A 26,640-nucleotide genomic window follows, 5' to 3' on the forward strand; every position below is an offset into this window, starting at 1 on the left:
AGGGATTGGACAGAATGCCGTTGTGCCCAGTCGTGGGCGCGGGCACTGAGCATGTCCCTCGGGGAGGGAGTGCCAGGCGGCCGCGGCGCCCGAATTAAGCCGCATGCCCAGCCGCCCCTAGAATCGTTAAGTGACTTACCCAGCAGCAACAGGTGACTTCCGGCCCGACCCGGCGGTTCAGCCGGCCTACGCCGAGGAACGATCAGCAGTTATCGACCTTGAAGCCATCCGGCACAACGTCCGACGCCTGGCGGCTGTGGCATCACCGGCGCAGGTCATGGCGGTGGTCAAGGCCGATGCCTACGGCCACGGCGCTGTTCCCGTGGCTCGCGCGGCCCTCGGCGCCGGCGCGAACTGGCTGGGGACCGCGCACATTTCCGAGGCGCTGGCCCTGCGCGCCGCCGGTATTGACGCCCCTCTGCTGGCCTGGCTGCACACCCCGGAGAGCAACTTCGCGGCTGCCGTGGCTGCCGGGATCGACATCGGTTGCTCGGGCTGGGAACTGGAACGCATCGTGGCGGCCGCCCGGGAGCAGGAACGGCCGGCCCGTGTGCACCTCAAAGTGGATACCGGGCTGGGCCGCAACGGGGCGACCCTGGCTGCCTGGGACGGCCTCGTCGGCGAAGCCATGGAATATCAGGACCAGGGCCTGCTGCGGGTGGTGGGCATCTTCTCCCACCTGGCCGTCGCCGACGAACCCGAGCGCCCGGAAACTGACGAACAGCTCGCAGCCTTCCGCGAAGCCCTGGCCATCGCCCGGGACGCCGGCGTGGATCCCGAGGTGCGGCACCTCGCCAACACCCCGGCCACACTGTCCCGCCCCGACACGCACTTTGACCTGGTCCGCGTCGGGCTCGGCCTCTACGGACTGTCGCCGTTCGACGGGCAGAGCTCGGGGGAGCTGGGCCTGCGCCCCGCCATGACCGTCCGCACGGTCGTTGCGCACTGCAAGGATGTGCCTGCCGGCCAGGGCGTCTCCTACGGGCTGAACTACCGCACCGGCGGTGTCAGCACGCTGGGGCTGATCCCGCTGGGCTACGCCGACGGCGTCCCGCGGATCGCCACCGGCGGACCGGTCCGGGTCGACGGCGTGAACTACCCCGTGGTGGGACGCATCGCGATGGACCAGATGGTCATCGACCTGGGTCCGCTCAGTGTGGCGGCCGGCGGGCGCAGCGTCCTCGGCGCCGAGGCGGTGCTGTTCGGCAACGGTGACGACGGCGGCCCCACCGCAGAGGACTGGGCCCGTGCGGCCGGGACCAACAACTATGAGATCGTCACGCGGATCAGTCCCAGGGTGCCGCGCCGCTACATCAATGAAGAACCCGCACGCGACGGGTCGCGGCCGTGAGCGCGCCAGCCTGGGAACGGACCCTGGACGTCCGGACCGCCGACGAAACCCACGCCCTTGCGGCCGTCCTCGGCGCCCAGCTCAGGGCCGGCGACCTGCTGGTCCTCACCGGCGAGCTCGGAGCGGGAAAGACCACCTTCACCCAGGGCCTCGGGGAGGGCCTGGGGGTCCGCGCCGGGATCATCTCGCCGACCTTCGTGCTGGTCCGCATCCACCCCAACCTGCCCGACGGCCCCCGGCCGGGCGGCCCGGACCTGGTGCACGTTGACGCCTACCGGCTGGGTTCGGCCTCGGAAATCGACGACATCGACCTGGAAAACACCATGGACAGCGCGGTGACGGTCGTGGAATGGGGCCGCGGCCGGGTGGAGCACCTGAGCGAGAGCCGGCTCGAGGTGGACCTGGTCCGCAGCCTGGGCGGCACCCCCGGCACCCCCGGCGCAGCTGCCGCAACCGGCGACGGCGATGGCGACGGCGATGGCGACGGCGCCGCTGCCGCCTCCGCCGCACCCGAAACCGCCACCCTCTCGCCGGGAACCCTCGATTTCGACACCGGGGACGACGACGAACCCCGCACGATCGTGATCCGCGGTTTCGGTCCCCGCTGGCTGGATCCCCCCGTCCTGCCCGCGAGGACCGCAACCACGCCCGCGCCCCTTACCCCGGAAGGGAACTGATGCTGATCCTTGCCATCGACACCTCGGCCGTGGCCAGCGCCGCGCTCGTTTCCGATGACACCCCGGAATCCGTCGTGGCGAGCTTTGCCACCGAGGACACCCGGAGCCACGCCGAAGTACTGGCGCCGGGAATCGCGGCGCTCCTGGCCGAGGCCGGCCTCACCGGCGCGGACGTCGACGCCGTCGTCACCGGGGTGGGGCCCGGCCCCTTCACCGGCCTGCGCTCGGGGATCGTCACGGCCCGCACCCTCTCGTTCGTCTGGGGCAAACCTCTCTACGGCCTCATGAGCCTGGACGCCATCGCCTTGGAGGTGGCGGAGTCCACGGACGCGGCGCCCGAGTTCATCGTCGCCACCGATGCCCGGCGCAAAGAGGTCTACTGGGCCCGGTATGCCCTCAGCACTGGCCAGCTGCCCCAGCTGCTGGACGGCCCGCACGTCGGCTTCGCCGCGGAACTTCCCGAGCTTCCGGTCTACGGCGCCGGCGCCGGCCTGTATGCCGACGTCGTCAAGGCCGTCCCGGAATTCAGCTCCCGCCAGCCGGAGGCCCTCTCGCTGGGCCAGTTCGCCCTCGCACGGCTCGCGGCAGGGGAACAGCTGCTCGATTCCACCCCGCTCTACCTGCGCGAGTCCGACGCCCAGGTCCCCGGCCCGCGGAAGCGGGCGCTGTGAACACGGGGTCCGCAGGACCGAACACAGGACAGAATGCAGGACCGGCGGGGCTTCCCGGCGGTGTGACACTCCGGGACATGACCGCTGCGGACATCCCCGCGGTGCATGAGCTGGAGTGCCGGCTGTTCCCGGTGGACGCCTGGCCCATGCAGATGTTCGTCGCCGAGCTGGCGCAGGCCGACACCCGGCGCTACCTCGTGGCCGAGCGTGCCGGTCAGATCGTCGGCTACGCCGGGCTGATGTGCATCGAGCCGATCGCGGATGTCCAGACCATCGCCGTCGTGCCGGAGCAGGAAGGCAAGGGGATAGGGTCGGCGCTCCTCACCGAACTCATCCGGGAAAGCCGGCAGCGGCGTGCCGAGGACGTGCTCCTGGAGGTCCGGGCCGACAACCCCCGCGCCCAGCAGCTCTACCGCCGCTACGGATTCGAACAGATCCACGTCCGGCCCCGCTACTACCGCGACGGCGTCGACGCGCTGATCATGCGGCTCCGGCTCGGCACCACCCACCCCCACACCGCGCCCAGGGAAGCAGACCACCCATGAACAGCACCCAGCACGCCCGGCCGCTGGTCCTGGGCATCGAATCCTCCTGCGACGAGACCGGCGTCGGGATTGTCCGCGGGACGCAGCTGCTGACAAATACTGTGTCCTCCTCCATGGACGAACACGTCCGCTTCGGCGGCGTCATTCCCGAGATCGCCTCCCGCGCCCACCTGGACGCCTTCGTCCCCACCCTCCGCGAGGCGCTGGCCGAGGCCGGGGTGACGCTGGAGGACATCGACGCGATCTCCGTCACGTCCGGTCCAGGGCTGGCGGGAGCACTGATGGTGGGTGTCTGCGCGGCCAAGGCGCTCGCCGTTGCCACCGGCAAACCGCTCTACGCCATCAACCACCTCGTGGCGCACGTGGGCGTCGGGTTGCTCCAGACGGACGACGGCGGCCCGGCCTTCGCCGGCACCCCGCGGGCGAACGCCCTGCCGGAAAACTTGGGCGCCCTGCTGGTCTCCGGCGGCCACACCGAAATCCTGCGGATCCGGAACATCACCGGAGACGTTGAGCTGCTCGGGTCCACCATCGACGATGCCGCCGGAGAGGCCTACGACAAGGTGGCGCGGCTCCTGGGCCTGGGCTATCCGGGCGGCCCGGCCATCGACAAGCTGGCACGCACCGGCAACGCCAAGGCGATCCGCTTCCCGCGCGGCCTGAGCCAGCCCAAATACATGGGGACCGCGGACGAACCCGGCCCGCACCGCTACGACTGGTCATTCAGCGGACTCAAGACCGCCGTCGCGCGCTGCGTGGAGCAATTCGAGGCCCGCGGCGAGACGGTGCCGGTGGCGGACATCGCCGCAGCCTTCCAGGAGGCTGTAGTGGACATCATTACGTCCAAAGCGGTGCTCGCCTGCCGGGAGAACGGCATCACCGAACTGCTGCTGGGCGGCGGCGTGGCAGCGAATTCACGGCTGCGCCAGCTCACAGAACAGCGCTGCAGCGCCGCCGGGATCCGGCTGACCGTCCCGCCGCTGGCCCTGTGCACGGACAACGGCGCCATGGTCGCTGCCCTCGGCGCCCAGCTCGTGATGGCCGGGATCGCGCCAAGCGGCATCGGCTTCGCACCGGATTCCTCGATGCCGGTCACTACCGTCTCGGCCTGAGGCGGTCCGCGTCGCTGGCCCAAGTAGCTGGCAGTTGCGGCCGTTTTGGGGGCTGAAAACGGCCTTTGCTGCCAGTCAGATGGGCGCGCCTCGCGGAAGCAGAGGCGTGTCCTAGGCTTCGGGGCCCTTGCGCATCTGCTGGACCAGATCCAGTACGACGGCGCGCAGGTCGCCGCCGTGCTCTGCCGCCACGCGCCGCTGCCGCTGGTACCCGGCGCCGCGCTCGATGATCTTCAGGACGTCAGCCAACTCTGCAACGCAGTCCAGTTTGACGGCGACGGGTCCAAGCCGCGCGACCGTCTCGCGGATGTGGTCCGTGACGAGCTGTTCGTTGCCCTCGGCGTCGAGGATGATGATGGCGTCCAGCCCGTAGCGGGCGGCACGCCACTTGTTCTCCTGCACATGCCAGGGCGGCATGGTGGGGATGGTGCCGCCGTTGTCCAGCGTCGTGGAGAACTCGTCGACGAGGCACTGGGTCAGGGCGGCGATGGCGCCGACTTCCTCGAGCGTGGCCAGACCGTCGCAGATGCGCATCTCGATGGTGCCGAAATGCGGGACGGGCCGGATGTCCCAGCGGATTTCGGAGAGTGAATCGATCACGCCGGTGGTGAACATGTCCTGGGCGTAGGACTCGAAGTCCTCCCAGGTGGCGAACTGGAACGGGAGGCCGGCGGTGGGCAGTTGCTGGAACATCAGGGCCCGCTGGGAGGCGTAACCGGTGTCCTCGCCGCCCCAGAACGGGCTGGAGGCGGAGAGCGCCTGGAAGTGCGGGAAATAGTCCACCAGGCCGTCCAGCACGGGAAGGACCTTGTCCCGGCTGTCCAGGCCGACATGCACGTGGACGCCGTAGATCACCATCTGGCGGCCCCACCACTGGGTGCGGTCAATGAGCTTGGCGTAACGCTCCTTGTCCGTCACTGGCTGCAGCTGCGGGGGGCTGAAGGGGTGGCTGCCGGCGCAGAAGATTTCGACGCCCATCGGATCGGTGACGTCACGGACGGCGGCGAGGGAGCTGCTCAGGTCCGCTTTCGCTTCCGCCACGGTGTTGCAGATCCCGGTGACCAGCTCCACCGTGTTCAACAGCAACTCCTGCTTGATGTGCGGGTGCTCGTCGTCCTCGTTCAGCTCGGGATGCCTCGCAGCGACACCGCGGAGGACCTCTTTGGCCACGGAGGCCAGTTCCCCGGTTTCCGCATCCACGAGGGCGAGTTCCCATTCCACACCAAGAGTTGATTGCCTGGATGAAGCGAAATCAATCTTCATGTGGTCCCTTCATTGTTTGGCTGTCCGTTTCCTGCCGGCGGCCAGCGTCATGGGCGGATTTGCCGGACAGTTGGCGGGGCAACGGTGGCTCAAGTCTAGTGCAGGAGCGGCATCGGCCCGGCGGAAGGATTGCTGCAAGAACGTGAAAGTGTTCACAAAAGTACCCGGGATCGCGGCGCTGCGCGGGGGCGCCCGCCGTCGCGGCCGGCCTGGCGTTTAATGGAGGGGTGCCCATCCTGAATAAAGACATGACCCTGTGCATCTCGCTCTCGGCCCGGCCGAGCAACAACGGGACGCGCTTCCATAACCACCTGTACGAACAACTTGGCCTGAACTGGATCTACAAGGCCTTCGCCCCCACGGACCTTGCCCAGGCTATCGCAGGCGTGCGTGGCCTGGGAATCCGCGGCTGCGCCGTGTCCATGCCCTACAAGGAAGACGTCATTGCGCTTGTGGATGTGATGGACCCGTCCGCGAAAGCCATCGACTCGGTCAACACAATCGTCAACGACGGCGGCACGCTCACCGCGTACAACACCGACTACACGGCGATCGAGCAGTTGCTGCAGCGCAACGCCGTGCCGACTGACTACTCGGTGCTGCTGAAGGGTGCCGGCGGTATGGCCAAGGCCACCGCCGCTGCCCTGCGCGATGCCGGGTTCCGGAACGTCACCGTGGTCGCTCGCAACGAGGAGGCGGGACGGGCGCTCGCCGGGCTCTACGGTTTCGCCTGGCGCGCCGACGTCGATTCATCCGGCGCGGTGGCGGCCGACATGCTCATCAACGTGACGCCTATTGGTATGGCAGGGGGTACGGCAGGCAGCCCCGACGCCGGCTCGCTGTCCTTCCCGCAGCAGGCCATCGACGCCGCAAAGGTGGTCTTCGACGTCGTCGCGTTGCCGGCCGAGACCCCACTCATCAAGGCCGCACGCGCGGCCGGCAAAGCCGTCATCACCGGCGCGGAGGTGGCGACCATCCAGGCGCTGGAGCAGTTTGTGCTCTACACGGGGATCCGGCCCACGGACGAGCAGGTCCGGGCAGCCGAGGAGTTTATGCGCGCCCAGTAGCGCACTGCGGCTCCGGGCCAGGGAAACCAGCCCTAGACCGGCGCCACCGAAATGGCCACCCGCTCGTCCCCGATCCGGGTGAGGACCAGGGTGGCCGTTTCTTTGCCGACGCCTTTCCCTCCGGTCTTCCCGCCCGTTTTCCCTCCGGTCTTCCCTCCCGGGAGGAGCTGTTTGCGCAGCTCCTCCGGGGTGACGGAAGTGCCGCGCTTCTTGATATCCAGCACGCCGATGCCCTGGTCCTTGACCCACGCCTTGAGGGCCTTGACGTTGTAGGGCATCACATCCAGGACCTTGTAGGCCCGGGCGAAGGGGGTGTCCCGCAGTTCCGGGGCGCAGATGTAGGCGATGTGCTCGTCCACGAGGTGCCCGCCCAGCTGCAGGGCGACGTCGGCCACGAGTCCGGCGCGGATGACGGCGCCGTCGGGCTCGTAGAGGTACCCCTCCACCGGGCCCACCGGGGCGGCCGGGCCGCCGTCGAAGTCCTCGGCGCTGGTGAGCTCCGCTGCGCCCGCGGGCCCGAGCAGGAGGGCCGCGCGCCGGATCCCGGGCCGCCGGACAGCGTTGAACCACAGCGCCACTTCGGTGACGTCCCCGCCCACCGACACCCACTGGGCTTCGCAATCCCCGGGCACTGAGTCGTGCGGCATGCCCGGGCCCATCTTGACGCCCACGGCGAGCCCGGCGCCGGCCAGGGACTCGACGAAGGACAGCGGCGGGGAAAAGTCCTCCGGGTCCCAGAGCCGCTTCGTGCCCGAGGTGGAGGTGGTGCGGCGCGCCGGGTCCAGCCAGACGCCGTCGATTCCGTCGAGGGAAACCGTCGTGGCATCGGAATGGACCACCGTGGCGTTCCGGAACGGGATCAGGTTCATCGTGGCGCAGGCCGCCGTCGTCTCGTCCCTTTCCACGGCCGTGACCGTGATGTCCAGCGAGGCGAGTGCCATGGCATCGGCGCCGAGGCCGCAGCCGAGATCCGCCACATGCTGCGCGCCGGCCTCCGCGAAACGCTGCGCGTGCCGGGCCGCCACGGTGAGCCGGGTGGCCTGTTCCAGGCCCGCCTGGGTGAAGATCATCTGCCGGGCGAACTCGCCGAACTTGGCCTCGGCCCTGGTCCGCAGCCGGGACTGGGTGAGTACGGCGGAGACGAGTTCGGGGGAGTGGCCGGCCTTCCGGAGGGAGGCGTTGAGGCGGAGCGCCTCCTCCTCCCGGTACGGGCCGAGCGACGCCAGCAACTCCCAGCCCTCGGGGTTCAGCAGCGGTGCGATCTGGTCCTGCGGTGCGTCAGCCATGGGATCAAGCCTAGTTCAGCGCGTCGTGGGGGCCTTGCGCCCGATAGGCTTGACGGCATGGACGACAGCGGCACAGCAGACAGCGGCACGGATGCAGGATACCCGGAAGGCGACGCCGCCCGGCCGGATGCCGACGGCGGCCGTCCCGCCCGCCACGGACTCGCCCGCTATGCCCGCCCGGCGCTGGTCGCGGGCATTGCCATCGCCGTCGTGTGCGCGGCGCTGCTGGTCATCATCTTCTTCCTGGACTCCTTCAACGCCACCGTGTATTCCGTCGGCGGCAAGGACGTCACCGATGCCACCGACGAGGCCAAGGCCATCCGCGAGAACTACGCTGCGGTCCGCGCCGGCGGCATTGCCTTCCTGGTCACCGGCGCTGCCCTTGCAGCGGCGGGCGGACTCGTGCTGTACCGGCACCGGAACGACCCCGGAGCCCGCGGCGAGGACAACGGCGAGGACGTGGACTTCGAGGACCTCGGCGGACAGTAGCCAGCCGCGGTGCAGCGTTCACCCATGACGAATTTCTGGCACTCGCCTTGACCGAGTGCTAACTCCTTACATAGAGTCGTCATTAGCACTCTCCCTAGGCGGGTGCTAACACCTGAAGCTTTATCAGCCAGGCTGCTGCCGGCACCGCGACGACGGTCTGTATGCCTTGGCCCCACAGCTTTAATGTCCACGAATTTGCTGACGAAAAGGAGAGGTCATTGTCGGTCTCTATTAAGCCTCTTGAGGATCGTATTGTTGTCCGCCCGCTCGAAGCCGAGCAGACCACGGCTTCCGGCCTGGTTATCCCGGACTCCGCGCAGGAAAAGCCGCAGGAAGGCGAAGTTGTTGCAGTAGGCCCCGGCCGCTTTGACGACAACGGCAACCGCGTTCCGATCGACGTCACCGTCGGCGACGTTGTTATCTACTCCAAGTACGGCGGAACTGAAGTCAAGACCGGCGGCACCGAGTACCTCGTGCTCTCCGCCCGCGACGTTCTGGCGATCGTCGTAAAGTAACTCTCTTGGACCCCGCGCCGCAGATCCTTTTCAGACGGGTCAGCTGCGCGGGGTTCTGTCTTTGAAAGGACAAAACCATGGCAAAGCAGCTTGCGTTTAACGACGCTGCCCGCCGGTCGCTTGAAGCCGGCATCGATAAGCTCGCCAACACGGTCAAGGTGACGCTTGGCCCCCGCGGCCGCAACGTCGTGCTGGACAAGAAGTGGGGCGCCCCCACGATCACCAACGATGGTGTCACCATCGCCCGCGAAGTCGAACTCGACGATCCCTACGAAAACCTTGGCGCGCAGCTTGCCAAGGAGGTCGCCACCAAGACCAACGATGTTGCCGGTGACGGCACCACCACGGCTACCGTCCTGGCTCAGGCGCTGGTCAAGGAAGGCCTCCGCAACGTGGCGGCAGGTGCAGCCCCGGGCGAAATCAAGCGCGGCATCGAGGTCTCTGTTGAGGCCGTCGCAGCCCGGCTGCTCGAAAACGCCCGTCCGGTCGCCGGCGACCAGGTCGCCAACGTCGCAGCCATCTCCGCGCAGAGCGACGAGATCGGCGAGCTTCTGGCCGAGGCCTTCGGCAAAGTCGGCAAGGATGGTGTGATCACCATTGAGGAATCCTCCACCACGCAGACCGAACTGGTCCTCACCGAGGGCATGCAGTTCGACAAGGGCTACCTGTCCCCGTACTTCGTCACCGACGCGGAACGCCAGGAAGCAGTGCTCGAAGACGCACTGATCCTGATCAACCAGGGCAAGATTTCCTCGGTCCAGGACTTCCTGCCGCTGCTGGAAAAGGCGCTGCAGAGCTCCAAGCCGCTCTTCATCATCGCCGAGGACGTCGAGGGCGAGGCACTGTCCACGCTCATCGTCAACCGCATCCGTGGCACCCTGAACGTTGTCGCCGTCAAGGCACCGGGCTTCGGCGACCGCCGCAAGGCCATGCTGCAGGACATCGCCACCCTCACGGGCGCACAGGTTGTCTCGCCGGAACTGGGCCTCAGCCTGGACACGGTCGGCCTTGAGGTGCTCGGTACCGCCCGGCGCATCACGGTCACCAAGGACAACACCACCATCGTTGACGGCGCCGGTTCGGCAGAGGACGTTGCAGCCCGGGTTTCCCAGCTGCGCGCCGAGCTGACCCGCACCGATTCCGACTGGGACAAGGAAAAGCTGCAGGAACGCCTGGCCAAGCTGGCCGGCGGCATCGGCGTGATCAAGGTCGGCGCAGCCACCGAGGTCGAGCTCAAGGAAAAGAAGCACCGCATCGAGGACGCCGTGTCCTCGACCCGCGCTGCCCTTGAAGAAGGCATCGTCGCCGGCGGTGGCGCCGCCCTCATCCACGCCCTCAAGGCGCTCGACGAGGACCCCGCCGTCAAGGCCCTCGAAGGTGACGCGGCTGCTGCTGTCGGCATCGTCCGCCGGGCACTGACCCAGCCGCTGCGCTGGATCGCCCAGAACGCAGGCTTCGACGGCTACGTCGTCGTCGCCAAGGTGGCCGAATCCGCCAACAACCAGGGCTTCAACGCCAAGACCGGCGAATACGAAGACCTGATCGCTGCCGGCGTCATCGACCCCGTAAAGGTGACGCGCGCGGCCCTCCGCAACGCGGCTTCCATCGCGGCGCTGGTGCTCACCACGGAAACCCTCGTGGTCGAAAAGCCTGTCGACGAAGACCAGCACGCAGGCCACCAGCACTAAGGTTCACGGCGGCGCCTACGCGGGTGCCGAAGCTACACCAGGACCAGCACAATAAAAGACCGGACCAGCACCAGCTGGTCCGGTCTTTTATTGTTCGCCCCCCGCTGGCCCCTTCGGCGTGGATCAGCCCCCGGACCGTGTGGCCTTCCGCCGCAGCCGCAGTGCGGCGCCCCGCGGAGGGCGCTTGGTGACGAGCCGGTAGAAGATCAGCACGGCAACCGCGGCGGCCACGATTCCCACGAGGTTCAGCCCCAGCTGAAGGGCCGAACCGGCCGCCTTCTGGTATTCGCCCAGGACCAGCGCCACAGCTACGAACCCCGCGGCCGGGACCGTCGTCACGGAGATGAACACCCCGATCAGCGCAGCAGACCGCCGGCTGATCACGGACAGCATCCCCGCGGTCCCGGCCAGCACGGCAACGATGAGCGAATAGGGGCCGGGGTGGTAAATGAAATCCACGGCGGATCCGCGGTCGAGCACGTCGGCCGGAAAGAGGCCCAGCGGCACGGAGAGCCACGCGGTGAGGGCAGCCGCCAGCATGGCCACCGGGAAACCGATGCCAAGCGCCAGCGCCGCGCTGCGTCCCAGCGGCCATTGCCGCCGCACAAGTGCCACCGCCAATGCCGCCAGGGGACCGAATTCCGGGCCTACCGCCATCGCCCCGACAATGGCGATGGTTGAATCCGTGACGATCCCGATGGCCGCCAGCTGGGTCGCAAGGATCAGGAACGCCAGATAGCTCCATGTGAGCCGCGAGTCTTCGCCTGTCTGCCGGGACACCTCGTCCCAGATCACGGTGTCCGCGCCTTCGCCGGGGGCGTCGGCAGTGGCCTTGTCCGCCCGGTCCGAGAGCACCAACTCGGGCGTGGTGACCGAGATCGACCCCAGCTCCTGGACATTCAGGGCGTGGAGTTTCTCCACGAGCCGCTCCACCGACTCCCGCGCCAGCAGGACGTGGAGGATGTCCCCGGGAGGAAGGACGGAAGCACCACGCTGGCGGGAAACTTCCGCGACGCCCAGCTCGCCCGTGCAGCAGTCCATGACGGCGGCGGACAGCTCGTCCGGGACACAAATGCGCAACTGTGCGATCACGACGGGGGCCTCCTCTGCTCGTTACAGGGTAGCCTCCGGGACGGCAGAAGACCCGCGGCCAAGCCTTTGTGTGGGGCGGTGATTGGCCAGAGAAATTACGGCTCGGTAACATTGACGTTTTGGAATCCGCCTGAAGGGGCTCTTTGTGTCGAACGAGCGAACCATAGCCAGCCCGCAGCCAGCGGACGCGGGTTCTCCAAGGCGCACAAAACAAGGCTACCGGCCCGAAGTCCAGGGCCTGCGCGCCCTCGCGGTCCTGATGGTGGTCACGTACCACGTGTGGCTCGGGCGGGTCTCGGGCGGGGTGGATATCTTCCTGCTGATTTCGGCGTTCCTGATGACCCTCAGCTTCGCCCGCAAGGTCGAGGGCGGGAAGCCCCTGCGTCTGGCAAACCACTGGCTCCACTTGCTCAAGCGGCTGCTGCCCGCCGTCGTCGTGGTCGTCCTGGGCGTCCTGGTGGGCACCCGGGTGATCCTCCCCGAGAACCGCTGGCCGGACGTGCTGGACCAGTCCTGGGCCTCCCTGCTGTACCGGCAGAACTGGCTCCTGGCGGACTCCGCCGTCGACTACTACGCACAGGACCATTCCGGCGCCAGCCCGCTGCAGCACTTCTGGTCGCTGTCCATCCAAGGCCAGGTGTTCCTGCTCTGGCCGCTCGTGTTTGCCGGCGCCGCCCTGCTGCTGCGCTTCCTGCGGCGCACCCCCTGGGGCAGCCGGGTGAGCTACGCCGCCCTCCTGGCCGCGGCGTTCGGCGCGATCTTCGTTGCGTCGCTCCTTTTTTCCATCGAACAGACGGCCACCAACCAGTCCTACGCCTACTTCGACACCCGCACCCGTCTCTGGGAGTTCGCGCTAGGCTCGCTGCTGGCCCTTGCGCTGCCGCACCTCAAGCCCGGCAAAATGCTGCGGGTAGTCCTCGGCTGGGCCGGCCTCGCCGCGATGCTCTCCTGCGGCCTCCTGCTCACCGTGGACCGCTCCTTCCCGGGCTTCATTGCGCTGTGGCCGACGCTGGCCGCGGCCGCCATCATCGTGGCCGGACAAAGCGGCAGCCGCTTCGGCGTGGACCGTTTCCTGAGCTGGAAGCCGCTGGTGGCCCTCGGGGACAACTCGTACGCCCTGTACCTCTGGCACTGGCCGCTGCTGGTGCTGGCGCTCGCCGGGACGGGCATCGCCGCGCCGAACCTCGTCCAGGGCCTGGCGATCGTGGCCGCCTCGATCGTGCTGGCCGTGCTGACCACAAGGTTCGTGGAGAAGCCGTTGCGCGAGTGGCACTGGCCGCAGCGCCGCGGCTGGCGCACCGCCGTCGTGATTGCAGCGTGCGGCGCGCTGCTGGCGGGTCCGGTGGCCGTGTGGCAGAGCAGGATCATGGCAGACGAGGCCGTCGCCGCGGCGCAGCCGAAGGAATTGACCCCAGGCGCGGCCGCCCTGGCGCCCGAGAATGCGGGCAAGCCGACGCCTGAGGCGAAGATCATCCCGGCTCCGGTCGCCATGAAGAACGAGTGGGCTGACATCGACGGCCTGTGCACGGAGGACAACGTCCCCAGCGACCCGCTGCTCGCCGGTTGCCTGCAGAACAGCCGCCCGGACACCGTCACCAAGCGCATTGTGGTGCTCGGTGATTCCCACGCCCAGCAGTACATGGCGGCGCTCGGCCCGATCGCCCGAAGCCACGGCTGGGAAGTCGTCGCGCTCCTGAAAGGCAACTGCCGTTTCGGCGGCGAGTCCGCGGACCGGGATGCGGAGTGCAACGCCTTCAACGCAGCCAGCGCCCAGTACGTCCTGGACCACAAACCCGACGCGGTCTTCACGGTCGCCTCGCTCACCCACAAAGACGCACCCTTCGAAACCGAGGTGCCCCGCTACCTGGAAGGCATCAAACCCTTCACCGACGCCGGCATGGACGTGGTGGGCATCCGCGACAACCCGCGTTTCAACATGAACATGCCCGAATGTGTCCAGAAGAACGGACCAGACGCCCCGAAGTGCAGGGTGCCGCTGCAGGAGTCCCTGGCCGATTCCTCGCCCCTGGACGCGTACCGGGGGAGGGTGCCGGGACTGCACCTGATGGACCTGAGCGACTTCATCTGCGCCGACGGAATCTGCCCGGCCGTCGTCGGGAATGTGTACGTCTACAAGGACGACAACCACCTGACCAAGACCTATGTCCAGAGCATGATCCCCATGTTCGAAGACCGGCTGCTGGCGGCCACCGGCTGGACGTGACGCGGCGGCGCCGCATGGCCGGTGCCGTTGCTCACATTACTGCCCCGGAATATGGGGATCGCCGCCGAGGTTCTAGTATTTATTCAACACTTCTGCACAGGCCATGCCCGTAATGACGGGCTGGTCATCTGTTGCAACCCCTACCCGTGAAACCCGTAACCAAGGTAAGAGGCGCACTCATGACCCAGCCCGAACACAATCCCTTCGGCTTCATCGGACTGACGTACGACGACGTCCTGCTGCTGCCCGGCCACACGGACGTCATCCCGTCCGAGGCAGACACTTCCTCCCGGATCTCCAAGCGCATCACCGTGAACACGCCGTTGCTCTCCGCCGCGATGGACACCGTGACCGAGTCGCGGATGGCGATCGCCATGGCCCGCCAGGGTGGCCTCGGCGTCGTGCACCGCAACCTCTCCATCGAAGACCAGGCCGACCAGGTGGACCGGGTCAAGCGCAGCGAATCCGGCATGATCACCAACCCGCTGACCATCGGACCGGAAGCGACGCTCGCCGAGCTGGATGAAATCTGCTCGCATTACCGCGTCTCCGGCCTGCCCGTCGTGGACGAGGGCATGAGGCTGCTGGGCATCGTCACGAACCGCGACACCCGTTTTGTGCCGGAAGCAGACTTCCCGATCCGCCTGGTCAGCGATGTTATGACCAAGATGCCCCTCGTCACGGGGCACGTCGGCATCAGCCGCGAGGAAGCCTCGCACAAGCTCGCGACCAACAAGATCGAAAAGCTCCCGCTCGTTGACGAGCAGGGCCGGCTCAAGGGCCTCATCACCACCAAGGACTTCACCAAGGCCGAGCAGTACCCGCTGGCGACCAAGGACGACGAAGGCCGGCTGCGCGTCGGCGCGGCCATCGGGTTCTTCGGTGACGGCTGGGAACGGGCCATGGCCCTGATCGATGCTGGTGTGGACGCGCTCTTCGTGGACACCGCCAACGGCCACTCCCAGGGTGTCCTGGACATGATCCGCCGGCTGAAGTCGGATCCGGTGGCGGCACACGTGGACATCATCGGCGGCCAGGCCGCCACGCGCGAAGGCGCCCAGTCGCTCATCGACGCCGGTGCTGACGGCATCAAGGTCGGCGTCGGCCCGGGCTCCATCTGCACCACCCGCGTGGTCGCCGGCGTCGGCGTCCCGCAGATCACGGCCATCTACGAATCCGCCAAGGCCGCTATTCCGGCCGGCGTCCCGCTGATCGCCGACGGCGGACTGCAGTACTCGGGCGACATCGGCAAGGCCCTGGTCGCCGGAGCGGACACCGTCATGCTCGGCTCCCTGCTGGCCGGTTGCGACGAGTCCCCGGGTGACCTGATCTTCGTCAACGGCAAGCAGTTCAAGCTCTACCGCGGCATGGGTTCGCTCGGGGCCATGCAGACCCGCGGCAAGAACACTTCCTACTCCAAGGACCGCTACTTCCAGGCCGACGTCTCCGGCGATGACAAGCTCATCCCGGAGGGCATCGAGGGCCGGGTAGCCTACCGCGGCCCGCTCGCCTCGGTGGCGTACCAGCTGGTCGGCGGCCTCCGCCAGACCATGTTCTACACGGGAGCCCCGACCGTTCCGGAGCTCAAGGCCCGCGGGAAGTTCGTCCGGATCACGGCGGCCGGGCTCAAGGAATCCCACCCGCATGACATCCAGATGACGGTGGAAGCCCCCAACTACGGGTCGCGCTAAACCTTCGCCGCCTGGTTCACCCAACTAACTGGCAGCAGGGGCCGTTTTGGCGGCTCATAACGGCCCCTGCTGCGAGCCAGTTGGGCGGCGGTGTGTCCTAGGCTGGAGCCATGTCCGAACTCCTGCCTGCACGTGAGCCCAAGCGCAAACTGGCGCTAAGGCCCTACGCCCGGGCCGTGGCGCAGGTGCTGCGCGTCAGCTTCCGGGCCTCTCCCGCCGCCGTCGTGATGAAGGTTGTGGGCTCGCTGATTTCGGCGTTGCTGCCGCTGGTCACCACCTACTTCGCCGCCCTGACCACCACGGCCCTCGCGGCTGCCTATGCGGGCGACGCCGCGGCGGGGCAGCAGGCGATTGTGTATGTCATCATCACCGCGGCCCTGGGACTGTTCTGGGGCGCCTTCAGCAGCGTGGACCGGTACATCCAGCAGCTGATGAGCTTCCGGGTCGGTGCGATCGTGGGTGACCTGATGTACGAGCGCTTCCTGGCCCTCGATTTCTGGCGCTACGACGATAAAGAGACGGTCGACCTGTACGACCGGGCCAAGCGTTTCTCCGATTCCTACGCCCGGGTCCTGGACCGGATCGCGGCCATCTTCACGCAGCTGGTCTCGGTGCTCCTCGCCATCGGGGCGCTGCTGCTGGTCAGCTGGTGGATCGCCGTGATCGTCCTCGTGGCGATCGTGCCCAGCGTCTACCTGCAGTTCAAGCTCTCCCGCGAGCAGATCGCACACTGGAACACCCAGGTGGATTCGCGCCGGCAGCGGCGGATGATCGAGATCAACCTGCTGCGCCCGCAGCACATCGCCGAGATGCGGCTCTACGGGATTGTCGGCTACCTCATGGGGCTGCGCTCCCGGCTGCGGGACGCTGACGAGAAGCGCCGGCTGGATTTCCAGAAGCGCTATATCCCCAAACAGCTGGCCGCCGATGCCCTGCAGTACGGCGCCGAGGTCGTCTCGCTGATCTGGGTGGTGGGGCAGATCATCGCCCGGGCGCAGCCGGTGGGGCAGTTCCTCTACGTCCAGCAAATCGTCAGCCGCGCACTGTCCACCGCCAACAGCCTGGTCTCCTCCCTCAGCTCCATCGACGAGGACCTCGCCAACCTCAAGGACTACGAGCTCTTCATGGCACTCCCGGTGCACTCCGACCACGCACCGCCGCTGTTGCAGGCACCCACGACCGTGGAACTGCGGGACATCCGCTTCACCTATACAGGCAGCGAGCTGGAAGTCATCAAGGGCATCTCGCTGACCATCCGCGAAGGCCAGCACATCGCCATCGTCGGGGAGAACGGCGCCGGCAAGTCCACCCTCATCCGGATCCTCGCCGGGCTCTACCGCCCGGACTCCGGTCAGGTGATGCTCGACGGCGTCGACCTCGCCGCCGTCGACGTCAAGTCCTGGCACCGCCATCTGGCGGTGCTCAGCCAGGAGTTCCTGAAATACGAGTTCGCCACCGCGGCGGAGAACATCTTCTTCGGCGACGTCGATGCACCGCGCGACGACGCCCGGATCCGCCGGGCCGCGGCCGACGCCGAGGCCCTGGAGTTCATCAACAAGCTGCCCAACGGACTGGACAACCACGTCAGCAACTGGATGGAGGATCCGCGCGGACGCAAGGGGAGCGGGCTGTCCGGCGGTCAGTGGCAACGGCTCGCGATGGCCCGGAACTTCTACCGGAACGCCGCGTTCATGGTCATGGACGAGCCGACGTCGGCCATTGACGCCCTCGCGGAGCACCGGATCTTCACCCGGCTTTTCGCCGACCGCAGCAGCACGATCATCGCCATCAGCCACAGGCTGGCCACGATCGAGAAGGCGGACATTGTCTACATGCTCGAGGACGGCCGGATCGTGGAGCAGGGCACCCACAAGGAACTCGTGGCCCTGCGCGGCCGCTACTTCCGGATGTTCGAATCCCAGCTTGCCGTGGACGAGGCCGAAGGGGTCTGACGGGGGAACGTCGGCCCGGGTTTAGCTTCGTTCCCGCCACCGGGCATACAGACTGGCGCTGTTCATCATGAGCCGCCGGGTGTGGGCCAGCCCAGCGGCCAGGCCCAACGGCCAGATCACCAGCATGCCCAGCACCGGAAGTGTTTCCGGCGAGCCGCCCTGGGGTGTGAAGAGCACCAGCGCGGCAACGCCCAACGCGCTGACGATCAGGACGCTCCGGATCATGACCGTAGTGTTTCGGATTCCCTGTTCCACCCGCGGGATATCCCATGCGGGCCTGGGGGGTTTGCGGCCGAACCGCGGCCAGGCCGTGAGGGCCCAGCCCAGGGCCGCGAGGACCGTTCCCAGGATTGCCAGGACAATCCCGGTTTCCGGGCTCTGGCCCAGCGCCAGGGCGAGCCCGGCATAAACGGCCCCGGAGACGGCCAGCCCCGCGGGGTACCACCAGGCGGAGAAGACCCAGGCCCGGCGCTGGGCGAAGCCGAACGCCGTAGCGTCCGGAACCACCCCGGTGGCCGGGCCGGTCATGCCCGTACGGGCACCGATGCCGGTTCCATGGAAATGTGGCTCCACCTTTTCCCCCAAGTTGATTCTCCGTGCAGGATCCCGAAGGACTCGATCCAACCTAGATCATCCCCGTCAGTTTCGCGATGGGGACTCGTCCCCATCGGCTTCCGCTTGAACCACGGTGGTCCGGACCCGCGCCAGGCTGGGCTGCGGGGGAACGCTGCTGAAGCCAAAGGTGACGGCGGGCCGGATCGCGGACAGTTCGCCGGCGTCCCCGCCATTCCAGCCCACGCTTGCCCGGCTGATGTTGTGCAGGTCAGTCACGCCGTAGTACTCCTGCCGTCCGCCCTTTGCGGTGCCCGCGGTGCGGGCTCCGGGGCTGAGCCGGGCCGCGAGCGGGCTGATGGCCCGGAGCCACTGCGGATGCACCGCCACCGGCCGGGGGACCAGCCGTACCATGCTGCCCAGGCGGGTCCTGGCGCCGACGGCGGCACGGATCCGGAGCGGGCCGGCGTCCACCCTGAGCTCGCGGGCACCGTAAGACGCCGCGACGTCCAGCACCCGGGTCTCGTCAAAGTTGTAGACCGCAGCAATGAATTCGCCGATTTCGGTGGTCGGGGCGAGCAGGATCCTGTGGCCGGAGGGCAGTTCCACCATGGCGTCAGCGAAGGATCCGAGGGGGGACTGCTGCCAGAGGCCCACCACAGCGCGCAAACCGGATTCCGTTCCGATGCCTGCAATATGACCGTCGAAGACCCAGCGTTTACCCATGGCGCCAGCGTACCGGCCGGGGCGCAGGTGCTGCGCGCCAGCATCCGGGCCTTGCCTGCCGTCCTCTACAGGGGGCCGTAACCCGCGTTGCCGTGGGGGGTCGCGCCACATGGCCAGATCGCTTACCACCGCTGTGCGGAGCCCCGGGTCCGTCTGGATCCTTCGCCGGAAGGACTGCCGGGCCCGTCCCAGGACTACGGACGGGATGAGGATAAAGGCCGCCAGCAGAGCCACAAGGAGTACATACGCGCCGCACACACCGCGACCAGGGTCGCAGTTCCCCGGGAAGCGATCCCGGGGAAAGCCGTGGCCAGAATACCGCCCGGAACGATGGCCAGCACGGACACCATCATGACGCCGCCGCGCGCCGACCCCGGGCCACGGGCGATGAGGAGCCTCTTGGTGTTCGGCAGTGTGCCACGTACCCGCTTCCAGGAGACCAGGCCCAGCACCGTCAACGCAACGCCCAGCAAGCCGAGGATCAAGATCCAGGCGGGGTTGCCTGACATGGCCGAGACGAAGCCACCGGTCAGGAGCAGGAGGGGCCCGGACCCGATGGCGCTGCTCCAGGCTGCAGCGAGGGTGCCCTGGGCATCAGCCAACTGCCGCAAACGGGAGGGTGCGTTGGGTGGACTGACCCGTGCAAGGTCCGAAGAAGTCCAGTAGTCAAGAGGATGCGCGGGCTGGCCTGCGGGGAAGGGAGTTGGAACGCTCATGTCGGGCTACAGCCCTGGCCCGTTGCGAAGGCTTTGTTCCAGGGCCTGGAAGCGCCCCGCGTCGGCGCCCTTGCATGCGGCGCCAGAGAGGCCAGGGGCCATGGGTGGTTCTCCTGGGAGTAGGGCAAGGGCGCTCGGCGAGGCCCGGTTTCCTCAGGTTATGGGATTCTGTGGGCGGCTGCCATGGGCACCGCTGCCCATGGACGCTCTCCCCGCTGCAGTCCCGGGCACATTCCGGCTCTACGGCCCTGCCGGGTCCGTGGCCGGTGCCGCGGCTGGGATAACCTAGAGCAGTGACTTACGAGATTGAGATTGGCCGTGGCAAGCGTGGGCGTCGTGCCTACTCCCTGGATGACATTGCGATCGTCCCCAACCGACGGACGCGTGACCCCAAGGACGTATCTGTTTCCTGGCAGATCGACGCGTACAAATTCGACATGCCCGTCATCGCGGCGCCGATGGATTCGGCCATGTCGCCGGAGACCGTCATCGCCCTGGGCCGCCTCGGCGGACTCGGCGTTCTCGACCTCGAAGGCCTTTGGACCCGCTATGAGGACCCGCAGGCCGTCCTGGACCAGATCGGCGCGCTCCAGGACGAGACCAACAGCCCCGCCGTCACCCGGCGCATGCAGGAGCTCTACCAGGCCCCGATCCAGCCGGAGCTGATCACCTCACGGCTCGCGGAAATCCGCGCCGCGGGCGTCACCGTTGCCGGCTCCCTCACCCCGCAGCGGACCCAGGAACACTACAAGACCGTTGTGGCCGCCGGCGTCGACATCTTCGTGATCCGCGGCACCACGGTCTCGGCCGAGCATGTCTCGAAGGACCACGAGCCCCTGAACCTCAAGCAGTTCATCTATGAACTCGACGTCCCCGTGATCGTCGGCGGCGCAGCCGGCTACACCCCGGCCCTGCACCTGATGCGCACCGGTGCCGCCGGCGTGCTGGTCGGCTTCGGCGGTGGCGCCACGAGCACCACCCGCCGCGCCCTCGGCATCCACTCGCCCATGGCCTCCGCCATCTCCGACGTCGCCGCTGCCCGCCGTGACTACATGGATGAGTCCGGCGGACGCTACGTCCATGTAATCGCCGACGGCGGCATGGGATCCTCCGGCGACATCGTCAAGGCCATCGCCATGGGCGCCGACGCCGTGATGCTCGGCAGCGCACTTGCCCGCGCCGAAGAAGCCCCGGGCAAGGGCTGGCATTGGGGCCAGGAAGCGCACCACCTTGAGCTTCCCCGCGGCGACAGGGTCAATGTCGGCACCGTTGGACCGCTCGAGGAGGTCCTCTTCGGACCGGGCCACCACACCAACGGAACGTCCAACCTGATCGGTGCGCTGCGCCGCTCGATGGCGACCACCGGCTACTCGGACCTGAAGGAATTCCAGCGCGTCGACGTCGTCGTGTCGCCCTACTCCGGCAACTGAGGGCCCCCTGCCCATCCGGGGAAGTTGGAAGTAGTGTGGTGCACTACGAGCTTTGATCCGGATGGAGGCGTGACATGAACAGTTTGCCGGGCGGTTCTCCCAAGACCGGCGGTGCCCTGGGGCCCGCGGAACGCGAAGCTTCACTCGCGGTACTGAGGGGCACCACGGACCCTGGGAAAGAACTCGACATCCTGATCGTCGGCGGAGGCATCGTCGGCACCGGCGCCGCCCTGGACGCCGTCACGCGCGGCCTGAGCGTCGGCATCGTCGAGGCCAACGACTGGGCTGCAGGCACATCTTCCCGCTCCTCAAAGCTGATCCACGGCGGCCTCCGCTACCTGGAGATGCTCGACTTCGCCCTGGTCAAAGAGGCGTTGCACGAACGCGGGCTGATCCTGTCCGCGCTCGCCCCGCACCTCGCCCGGCCCGTCCCTTTCCTGTACCCGTTGACCAAGCCCTTCCTGGAACGGCCGTACGTGGGCGCCGGCATCGCCTTGTACGACGCGATGTCCATCTCCACCGGCCAGCGCCGCGGCGTCCCGTTCCACAAACACCTGAGCCGCCGGGGGACCCTCCGGGCCGCGCCGAGCCTCAAGGACGATGCGTTCGTCGGTTCCATCCGGTACTACGACGGACAGGTCGACGACGCCAAGTATTGCGCCAACCTGGTCCGCACCGCCGCCTACTATGGCGCCCACGCGGTGAACCAAATGTCCGTAGTCGCCTTCCTCCGGGAAGGCGAACGCGTGGTCGGCGCCAAGGTGGTCAACCACGAGGACGGCTCCACGTTCAACATCAAGGCCAAGCAGGTCATCAATGCCACGGGCGTCTGGACCGACGAGACCCAGGCCATGGTGACCGACCGCGGCCAACTCAAGGTGCGTGCCTCCAAGGGCATCCACCTCGTGGTGCCGCGGGACCGCTTCCAGTCGACCGTGGGACTGATCCTGCGGACCGAAAAGTCCGTCCTTTTTGTCATCCCCTGGGGCCGGCACTGGATTATCGGCACCACGGATACCGACTGGCATCTGGACAAGGCGCACCCGGCCGCATCGAGCAAGGACATTGACTACATCCTTGAACACGTAAACAAGGTCCTGAAACGGCCGCTGACCCGTGAAGACGTCGAGGGCGTCTACGCCGGACTCCGGCCGCTGCTGGCCGGCGAAAACGACTCCACGGCCAAACTTTCCCGCGAACACGTCGTGGCGCATCCGGTGCCCGGGCTCGTTGTGGTGGCCGGCGGCAAATGGACCACCTACCGGGTCATGGCCAAGGACGCCGTCGACGAAGCAACCCGCAGCATGGACGAGCGCGTGCCGCCCAGCTGCACGGAATCCATTCCCCTGCTGGGCGCCAGCGGCTTCAAGGCCGCCTGGAACAAACGGAACCGGATGGCCGAGGAGACCGGCGTCCACGTGGCGCGGATCGAGCACCTGCTCAACCGCTACGGCTCCATGGCCCCCGAAGTGCTGGCTCTCATCACCGAGAACCCGGAACTGGGCGAGCCCCTGCCCGGCGCGGACGACTACCTTGCCGCCGAGGCCGTCTACGCCGCCACCCATGAGGGCGCCCGCCACGTGCAGGACGTGCTGACCCGCCGGACCCGGATTTCGATCGAGTCGTGGGACCGCGGTGTGTCCGCCGCGCCGGTAGTCGCTAAACTGATCGGAGATGTCCTGGGCTGGAGCGATGCGCAGCGCGAGGGCGAGATCAAGCACTACCTGGCCCGGGTCGACGCCGAACGGCTCAGCCAGGAGCAGCCGGACGACGAATCCGCTGACGCAGCACGCATGGGCGTCGAGGACATCGTTCCGCTGCGCTGACCGACAGCGTCCGCCTGCAGCCCCTCCCGGGACTGCAGGCGCACTGACGCCACTTCGAAGGGATATCTCTTGGCGGAACCACTGGACCGGTATGACGCCGAGCTCACCACTCCCGAGATGGTGATCCTCGAAATGGACGCCACCGACAAGCTCGACGCAACCGCCCAGTTGGCGGAACGCATGCACGCCGCCGGACGCATTTCCGATCTTTCCGGCTTCCTTAAGCACGTCAACGCCCGTGAACACCAGCTGGCCACGGGCCTGCCGGGCGGCATCGGCCTGCCCCATGCCCGCAGTGAGTTCGTCTCCCGGACCACCATCGCCGTCGGCATCACGAAATACGGCAAGGCGCTCGACTTCGGGGCCGCCGATGGGCCGGCCACGGTGGTGCTGCTGATCGCGACCCCGGCCAGCTCCTTCTCCGAGCATCTTGAAGTACTGGCCACCCTGGCCCGGTCATTGTCGAAGGAATCCTTCCGCGAATCGCTCCGGCGTGCCTACGACCCCGAAGTGATCGCGGAACTCATCAACTCCAGCCTGGTCTTTTTCGACCACTGAAACCACTCAGCCAGGCAGACCCGTTTCGTTGTTCTACACGCCGACGAAGTACGGTTAAGGGGTGTTGAAAACTGCCCTCAAACCCCGCTGGATCGCAGGACTGGTGTTCGCGATCGTCGTATCAGGGGTGTTTGTGCTGCTCAGCCAGTGGCAGTTCGGCCGCTCAACCCAGCCTGAGGTGACGGTCTCCACCACCACCGAGGAGCCCAAAGCCCTTACCACGTTGCTGCAGCCGGGCAACTTCTTCCCCGGTTCGGTCGCTGACCAGGTGGTCACCGCCACCGGCAGTTATGACCCGCAGAGGCAGGTCCTGGTCCCGGGGCGCCTGCACGACGGCGCCACGGGCTACTGGATCGTTTCCGCCCTGGCCGTGAAGGACGCCCCCGTCCTGACCGGAGCCGGCGCGACGCCGCAGACCTGGATCCCGGTTGCCCGGGGCTGGGTTGCCGACCCCGCGGACGCTTCGGCGCCGCCGTCGGGCACCATTGAATTGACCGGACGGCTGCTGCCGTCCGAAGCCCCGCTGCCGGGGACCGACGCCGGCCCCGGGCGGGCCAGCGCCGTTTCCGTCGCGGAACTCATCAACATCTGGGAAGTCAGCAGCTACCCCGGCTTTGTCGCCGCGAGCTCCGAGACCTCCGGCGGCAGCGATGTCAGTGCCTCCGCGGCCGGTGGGGCCGTCGTGCCGCTGAACATCGGGCCGCAGCCTCCTGCCGGGAAAGTCAACTGGCTCAACCTCTTCTACGCTGCCGAGTGGGTCGTGTTCGCCGGCTTCGCGCTGTTCATCTGGTGGCGCCTGGTCAAGGACGACTACCGCCGGGGGCTCGAGGATGCCCTCGACGAGGAACAGGAAGCCGCCGCGCTGCATCCGCCGGACCCGGACCCCACCGAACCTCAAGCCGCCGAACCCCCCGCCGAACCGAAAGTGCAATCATGATCGAGCCCCAGCCGGCCGTCCAGCCGCAGCAGTCCAGCGCACCGGGAAGCGGGCGCGGCAAGAAGCGCCGATTCGGCGGAACCGAGGCGCAGATCCGCTCGGCGTTGAAGTTCTACAAAGTCCTCGCGTACATGACCGGCGGCATGCTGCTCCTGCTCTGCGCGGAACTGATTGCCCGGTATGTCTTCGGCCAGTACCTCTTCGCGGGCGGCACCAACGCCGTCACCGGCCAGCCGTTCGGCTTCGGATTCGCCGACGCCGAGCCGCCTGGCGTCATCGGCGGCGTGAATCTGTCCGTCGCGGTCCTGATCGTGCACGGCTGGATGTACGTCGTGTACCTCATGTCCAACTTCCGCCTGTGGTCGCTGATGCGCTGGCCGTTCGCGAAAATGATCATCCTGGCCCTCGGCGGGGTTGTGCCGTTCCTCTCTTTCTTCGTCGAGAAGAAGTTCCACGCCGAGGTGGAGGCGGAACTGGCCGCCAACCCGCAGGCCACGCAGCGCTACTGAGTGCGGGGCACCGGGCCCGGTGTGAGTTCCCTTACCCGGCCACCCTTCCCGGGCCCGGACCGGCTTCTCAATGTGCGGGCGGACGGCGCCGCAAAGTAGGCTAGTACGGTGACTACTCCCACTGCATCCCAGACGTCCCACAAGCCCGTGCTGGTTGTTGACTACGGTGCCCAGTACGCGCAGCTGATCGCCCGCCGCGTCCGGGAAGCGAACGTGTATTCGGAAGTGGTTCCGCATACCTACAGCACCGAGCAGCTCCTGGCCAAGAACCCCGCCGCCATCATCCTCTCGGGCGGCCCCGCGAGCGTCTACGCCGACGGCGCCCCCAGCGTCGGCGCCGACCTGTTCGAAGCCGGTATCCCGGTCTTCGGCATCTGCTACGGCTTCCAGGCCATGGCCAACGCCCTCGGCGGCAAGGTGGCCCAGACCGGACTCCGCGAATACGGCGCCACCGAAACCACCACCATCGGCGAAGGCCGCTCCATCCTGGCCGGCATGCCGCAGCACCAGAGCACCTGGATGAGCCACGGCGACTCCGTGCACGAGGCCCCCGAAGGCTTCGAGGTCCTGGCGACGACGGCAGGCGCCGAGGTCGCAGCCTTCGCCAACGAGGAAAAGTGCCTCTACGGCGTGCAATGGCACCCCGAGGTGAAGCACTCGGCGTACGGCCAGCAGGTCCTGGAGAACTTCCTGTTCAAGGGCGCCAAGCTGGAACCGAACTGGACCGCAGGCAACATCCTCGAAGAGCAGGTCGACCGGATCCGCGAACAGGTTGGCGACGCCCGGGTCATCTGTGGCCTGTCCGGCGGCGTTGACTCCGCCGTGGCCGCCGCCCTGGTCCAGCGCGCCGTCGGCGACCAGCTGACCTGTGTGTTCGTTGACCACGGACTGCTGCGCGAAGGGGAAGCCGAACAGGTCGAACGCGACTTCGTGGCCGCGACCGGCGTCAAGCTTTACGTCGCCAACGAGCAGGAGCGCTTCCAGTCGGCCCTCGCCGGGGTCAGCGACCCGGAGACCAAACGCAAGATCATCGGCCGCGAGTTCATCCGCGCCTTCGAGGAAGCCGAGCAGGCAATCATCGCCGAGGCGGCCGCGCACGGCGAGAAGATCAAGTTCCTCGTGCAGGGCACCCTGTACCCCGACGTCGTCGAATCCGGCGGCGGCGAAGGTGCCGCGAACATCAAGAGCCACCACAACGTGGGCGGCCTGCCGGAAGACCTGCAGTTCGAACTCGTGGAACCGCTGCGCGCCCTGTTCAAGGATGAGGTCCGCGCCGTCGGTGCCCAGCTTGGCCTGCCGCAGGAAATCGTCGGACGCCAGCCGTTCCCTGGACCGGGCCTCGGCATCCGGATCGTCGGCGAAGTCACCAAGGAGCGGCTGGACCTGCTCCGCAAGGCAGACGCCATCGCGCGCGCCGAACTGACCGCCGCCGGCCTCGACAACGAGGTCTGGCAGATGCCGGTCGTACTGCTGGCCGATGTCCGCAGCGTCGGCGTCCAGGGCGATGGCCGCACCTACGGCCACCCGATCGTGTTGCGGCCCGTGTCCTCCGAGGACGCCATGACGGCGGACTGGTCGCGGCTGCCCTACGATCTGCTGGCCAGGATCTCCAACCGCATCACCAATGAGGTGGACGGCGTGAACCGCGTCGTGCTCGACGTGACCAGCAAGCCGCCGGGAACCATCGAGTGGGAATAGCCCGGTAGCGGGCTAACGGAATGGCCGGTCTCCGGAAGGAGGCCGGCCATTTCACGTCTGTCCGG

24 protein-coding genes are annotated in these 26,640 nt (G+C 67.6%); 18 read left to right on the forward strand and 6 right to left on the reverse strand.

The genetic code is table 11. The features are described 5' to 3' along the window. Positions 1 to 130 precede the first annotated feature (130 nt). From alr to tsaD, 5 genes are all read left to right on the forward strand, one after another. Positions 131 to 1,351 (forward strand): alanine racemase, encoded by a 1,221-nt coding sequence (alr, locus tag GXK59_RS03460; protein WP_160664396.1) that lies wholly within the window; start codon positions 131 to 133, stop codon positions 1,349 to 1,351. Then, complete coding sequence (tsaE, locus tag GXK59_RS03465) at positions 1,348 to 2,028, forward strand: tRNA (adenosine(37)-N6)-threonylcarbamoyltransferase complex ATPase subunit type 1 TsaE (RefSeq protein ID WP_160664398.1); 681 nt, start codon at positions 1,348 to 1,350, stop codon at positions 2,026 to 2,028. The genes alr and tsaE overlap by 4 nt, the downstream gene beginning before the upstream one ends. Continuing rightward, on the forward strand, positions 2,028 to 2,699 hold the full coding sequence (gene tsaB, locus GXK59_RS03470) for a tRNA (adenosine(37)-N6)-threonylcarbamoyltransferase complex dimerization subunit type 1 TsaB (RefSeq protein WP_160664400.1): 672 nt from the start codon (positions 2,028 to 2,030) through the stop codon (positions 2,697 to 2,699). Before tsaE ends, tsaB begins: the two co-directional genes overlap by 1 nt. Positions 2,700 to 2,776: 77 nt before the next feature. Further along, a complete protein-coding gene (rimI, locus tag GXK59_RS03475) occupies positions 2,777 to 3,244 on the forward strand; it encodes a ribosomal protein S18-alanine N-acetyltransferase (RefSeq protein ID WP_160664402.1) in 468 nt (155 codons plus the stop codon). Beyond that, positions 3,241 to 4,356, forward strand: a complete 1,116-nt coding sequence (gene tsaD / locus GXK59_RS03480) for a tRNA (adenosine(37)-N6)-threonylcarbamoyltransferase complex transferase subunit TsaD (protein ID WP_160664404.1) — start codon at positions 3,241 to 3,243, stop codon at positions 4,354 to 4,356. Before rimI ends, tsaD begins: the two co-directional genes overlap by 4 nt. 111 nt (positions 4,357 to 4,467) lie before the next feature. Here the strand turns inward: tsaD and GXK59_RS03485 are convergent, their stop codons facing one another. After that, positions 4,468 to 5,619: a glutamate--cysteine ligase gene (locus GXK59_RS03485; protein ID WP_160664406.1), complete on the reverse strand. Its 1,152-nt coding sequence runs from the start codon at positions 5,617 to 5,619 to the stop codon at positions 4,468 to 4,470. A gap of 227 nt (positions 5,620 to 5,846) precedes the next feature. On the opposite strand from GXK59_RS03485, the gene GXK59_RS03490 reads away from it, so the two are divergent. Continuing rightward, the gene (locus GXK59_RS03490) at positions 5,847 to 6,686 is read left to right on the forward strand and encodes a shikimate 5-dehydrogenase (protein WP_272927703.1); all 840 of its coding nucleotides are present in this window, start codon (positions 5,847 to 5,849) and stop codon (positions 6,684 to 6,686) included. A gap of 32 nt (positions 6,687 to 6,718) precedes the next feature. Here the strand turns inward: GXK59_RS03490 and GXK59_RS03495 are convergent, their stop codons facing one another. Then, entirely contained in the window at positions 6,719 to 7,972 is a 1,254-nt protein-coding gene (locus GXK59_RS03495; RefSeq protein WP_160664408.1) for a class I SAM-dependent methyltransferase, read from the reverse strand. Between the two features lie 57 nt (positions 7,973 to 8,029). Between GXK59_RS03495 and GXK59_RS03500 the strand changes: the two genes are divergently transcribed. From GXK59_RS03500 to groL, 3 genes are all read left to right on the forward strand, one after another. Further along, positions 8,030 to 8,461 carry a hypothetical protein gene (locus tag GXK59_RS03500; protein ID WP_202129051.1) on the forward strand — a complete coding sequence of 144 codons (432 nt, stop codon included), beginning with the start codon at positions 8,030 to 8,032 and terminating at the stop codon, positions 8,459 to 8,461. Positions 8,462 to 8,679: 218 nt separating this feature from the next. Beyond that, the gene (gene groES, locus GXK59_RS03505; RefSeq protein WP_024367421.1) at positions 8,680 to 8,976 is read left to right on the forward strand and encodes a co-chaperone GroES; all 297 of its coding nucleotides are present in this window, start codon (positions 8,680 to 8,682) and stop codon (positions 8,974 to 8,976) included. 77 nt (positions 8,977 to 9,053) lie between these two features. Continuing rightward, positions 9,054 to 10,664, forward strand: coding sequence for a chaperonin GroEL (groL, locus tag GXK59_RS03510; RefSeq protein ID WP_160664410.1), 1,611 nt, complete (start codon positions 9,054 to 9,056; stop codon positions 10,662 to 10,664). A gap of 123 nt (positions 10,665 to 10,787) precedes the next feature. On the opposite strand, the gene GXK59_RS03515 is transcribed toward groL, so the two are convergent. Then, the gene (locus GXK59_RS03515; RefSeq protein ID WP_160664412.1) at positions 10,788 to 11,756 is read right to left on the reverse strand and encodes a DUF389 domain-containing protein; all 969 of its coding nucleotides are present in this window, start codon (positions 11,754 to 11,756) and stop codon (positions 10,788 to 10,790) included. Between the two features lie 163 nt (positions 11,757 to 11,919). On the opposite strand from GXK59_RS03515, the gene GXK59_RS03520 reads away from it, so the two are divergent. The 3 genes from GXK59_RS03520 (at position 11,920) to GXK59_RS03530 (ending at position 17,623) form a co-directional block, all read left to right on the forward strand. Next, positions 11,920 to 13,980 (forward strand): acyltransferase family protein, encoded by a 2,061-nt coding sequence (locus GXK59_RS03520; protein ID WP_160668964.1) that lies wholly within the window; start codon positions 11,920 to 11,922, stop codon positions 13,978 to 13,980. 179 nt (positions 13,981 to 14,159) lie between these two features. After that, complete coding sequence (guaB, locus tag GXK59_RS03525) at positions 14,160 to 15,671, forward strand: IMP dehydrogenase (protein ID WP_160664414.1); 1,512 nt, start codon at positions 14,160 to 14,162, stop codon at positions 15,669 to 15,671. Between the two features lie 110 nt (positions 15,672 to 15,781). After that, entirely contained in the window at positions 15,782 to 17,623 is a 1,842-nt protein-coding gene (locus tag GXK59_RS03530; RefSeq protein WP_160664416.1) for an ABC transporter ATP-binding protein, read from the forward strand. Between the two features lie 21 nt (positions 17,624 to 17,644). Here GXK59_RS03530 and GXK59_RS03535 read toward each other — a convergent pair whose 3' ends face one another. From GXK59_RS03535 to GXK59_RS20600, 3 genes are all read right to left on the reverse strand, one after another. Further along, complete coding sequence (locus GXK59_RS03535) at positions 17,645 to 18,196, reverse strand: hypothetical protein (protein ID WP_160664418.1); 552 nt, start codon at positions 18,194 to 18,196, stop codon at positions 17,645 to 17,647. A 66-nt stretch (positions 18,197 to 18,262) separates the two neighbouring features. After that, positions 18,263 to 18,901 carry a hypothetical protein gene (locus GXK59_RS03540; protein WP_160664420.1) on the reverse strand — a complete coding sequence of 213 codons (639 nt, stop codon included), beginning with the start codon at positions 18,899 to 18,901 and terminating at the stop codon, positions 18,263 to 18,265. A gap of 194 nt (positions 18,902 to 19,095) precedes the next feature. Further along, a complete protein-coding gene (locus tag GXK59_RS20600) occupies positions 19,096 to 19,503 on the reverse strand; it encodes a hypothetical protein (RefSeq protein WP_237393773.1) in 408 nt (135 codons plus the stop codon). A gap of 407 nt (positions 19,504 to 19,910) precedes the next feature. On the opposite strand from GXK59_RS20600, the gene GXK59_RS03550 reads away from it, so the two are divergent. From GXK59_RS03550 to guaA, 6 genes are all read left to right on the forward strand, one after another. Then, complete coding sequence (locus GXK59_RS03550) at positions 19,911 to 21,047, forward strand: GuaB3 family IMP dehydrogenase-related protein (RefSeq protein WP_160664422.1); 1,137 nt, start codon at positions 19,911 to 19,913, stop codon at positions 21,045 to 21,047. 74 nt (positions 21,048 to 21,121) lie between these two features. After that, entirely contained in the window at positions 21,122 to 22,873 is a 1,752-nt protein-coding gene (locus tag GXK59_RS03555; protein ID WP_160664424.1) for a glycerol-3-phosphate dehydrogenase/oxidase, read from the forward strand. A 69-nt stretch (positions 22,874 to 22,942) separates the two neighbouring features. Then, on the forward strand, positions 22,943 to 23,431 hold the full coding sequence (locus GXK59_RS03560) for a PTS sugar transporter subunit IIA (protein ID WP_160664426.1): 489 nt from the start codon (positions 22,943 to 22,945) through the stop codon (positions 23,429 to 23,431). A 61-nt stretch (positions 23,432 to 23,492) separates the two neighbouring features. After that, a complete protein-coding gene (locus GXK59_RS03565) occupies positions 23,493 to 24,368 on the forward strand; it encodes an SURF1 family protein (protein WP_160664428.1) in 876 nt (291 codons plus the stop codon). Beyond that, positions 24,365 to 24,877, forward strand: a complete 513-nt coding sequence (locus GXK59_RS03570; RefSeq protein ID WP_160664429.1) for a DUF3817 domain-containing protein — start codon at positions 24,365 to 24,367, stop codon at positions 24,875 to 24,877. The genes GXK59_RS03565 and GXK59_RS03570 overlap by 4 nt, the downstream gene beginning before the upstream one ends. A gap of 108 nt (positions 24,878 to 24,985) precedes the next feature. After that, on the forward strand, positions 24,986 to 26,575 hold the full coding sequence (gene guaA / locus GXK59_RS03575; RefSeq protein WP_160664431.1) for a glutamine-hydrolyzing GMP synthase: 1,590 nt from the start codon (positions 24,986 to 24,988) through the stop codon (positions 26,573 to 26,575). Positions 26,576 to 26,640: the final 65 nt, after the last annotated feature.

Origin of the sequence: Pseudarthrobacter sp. ATCC 49987, from assembly GCF_009928425.1 — a bacterium.
Lineage (GTDB): Bacteria > Actinomycetota > Actinomycetes > Actinomycetales > Micrococcaceae > Arthrobacter.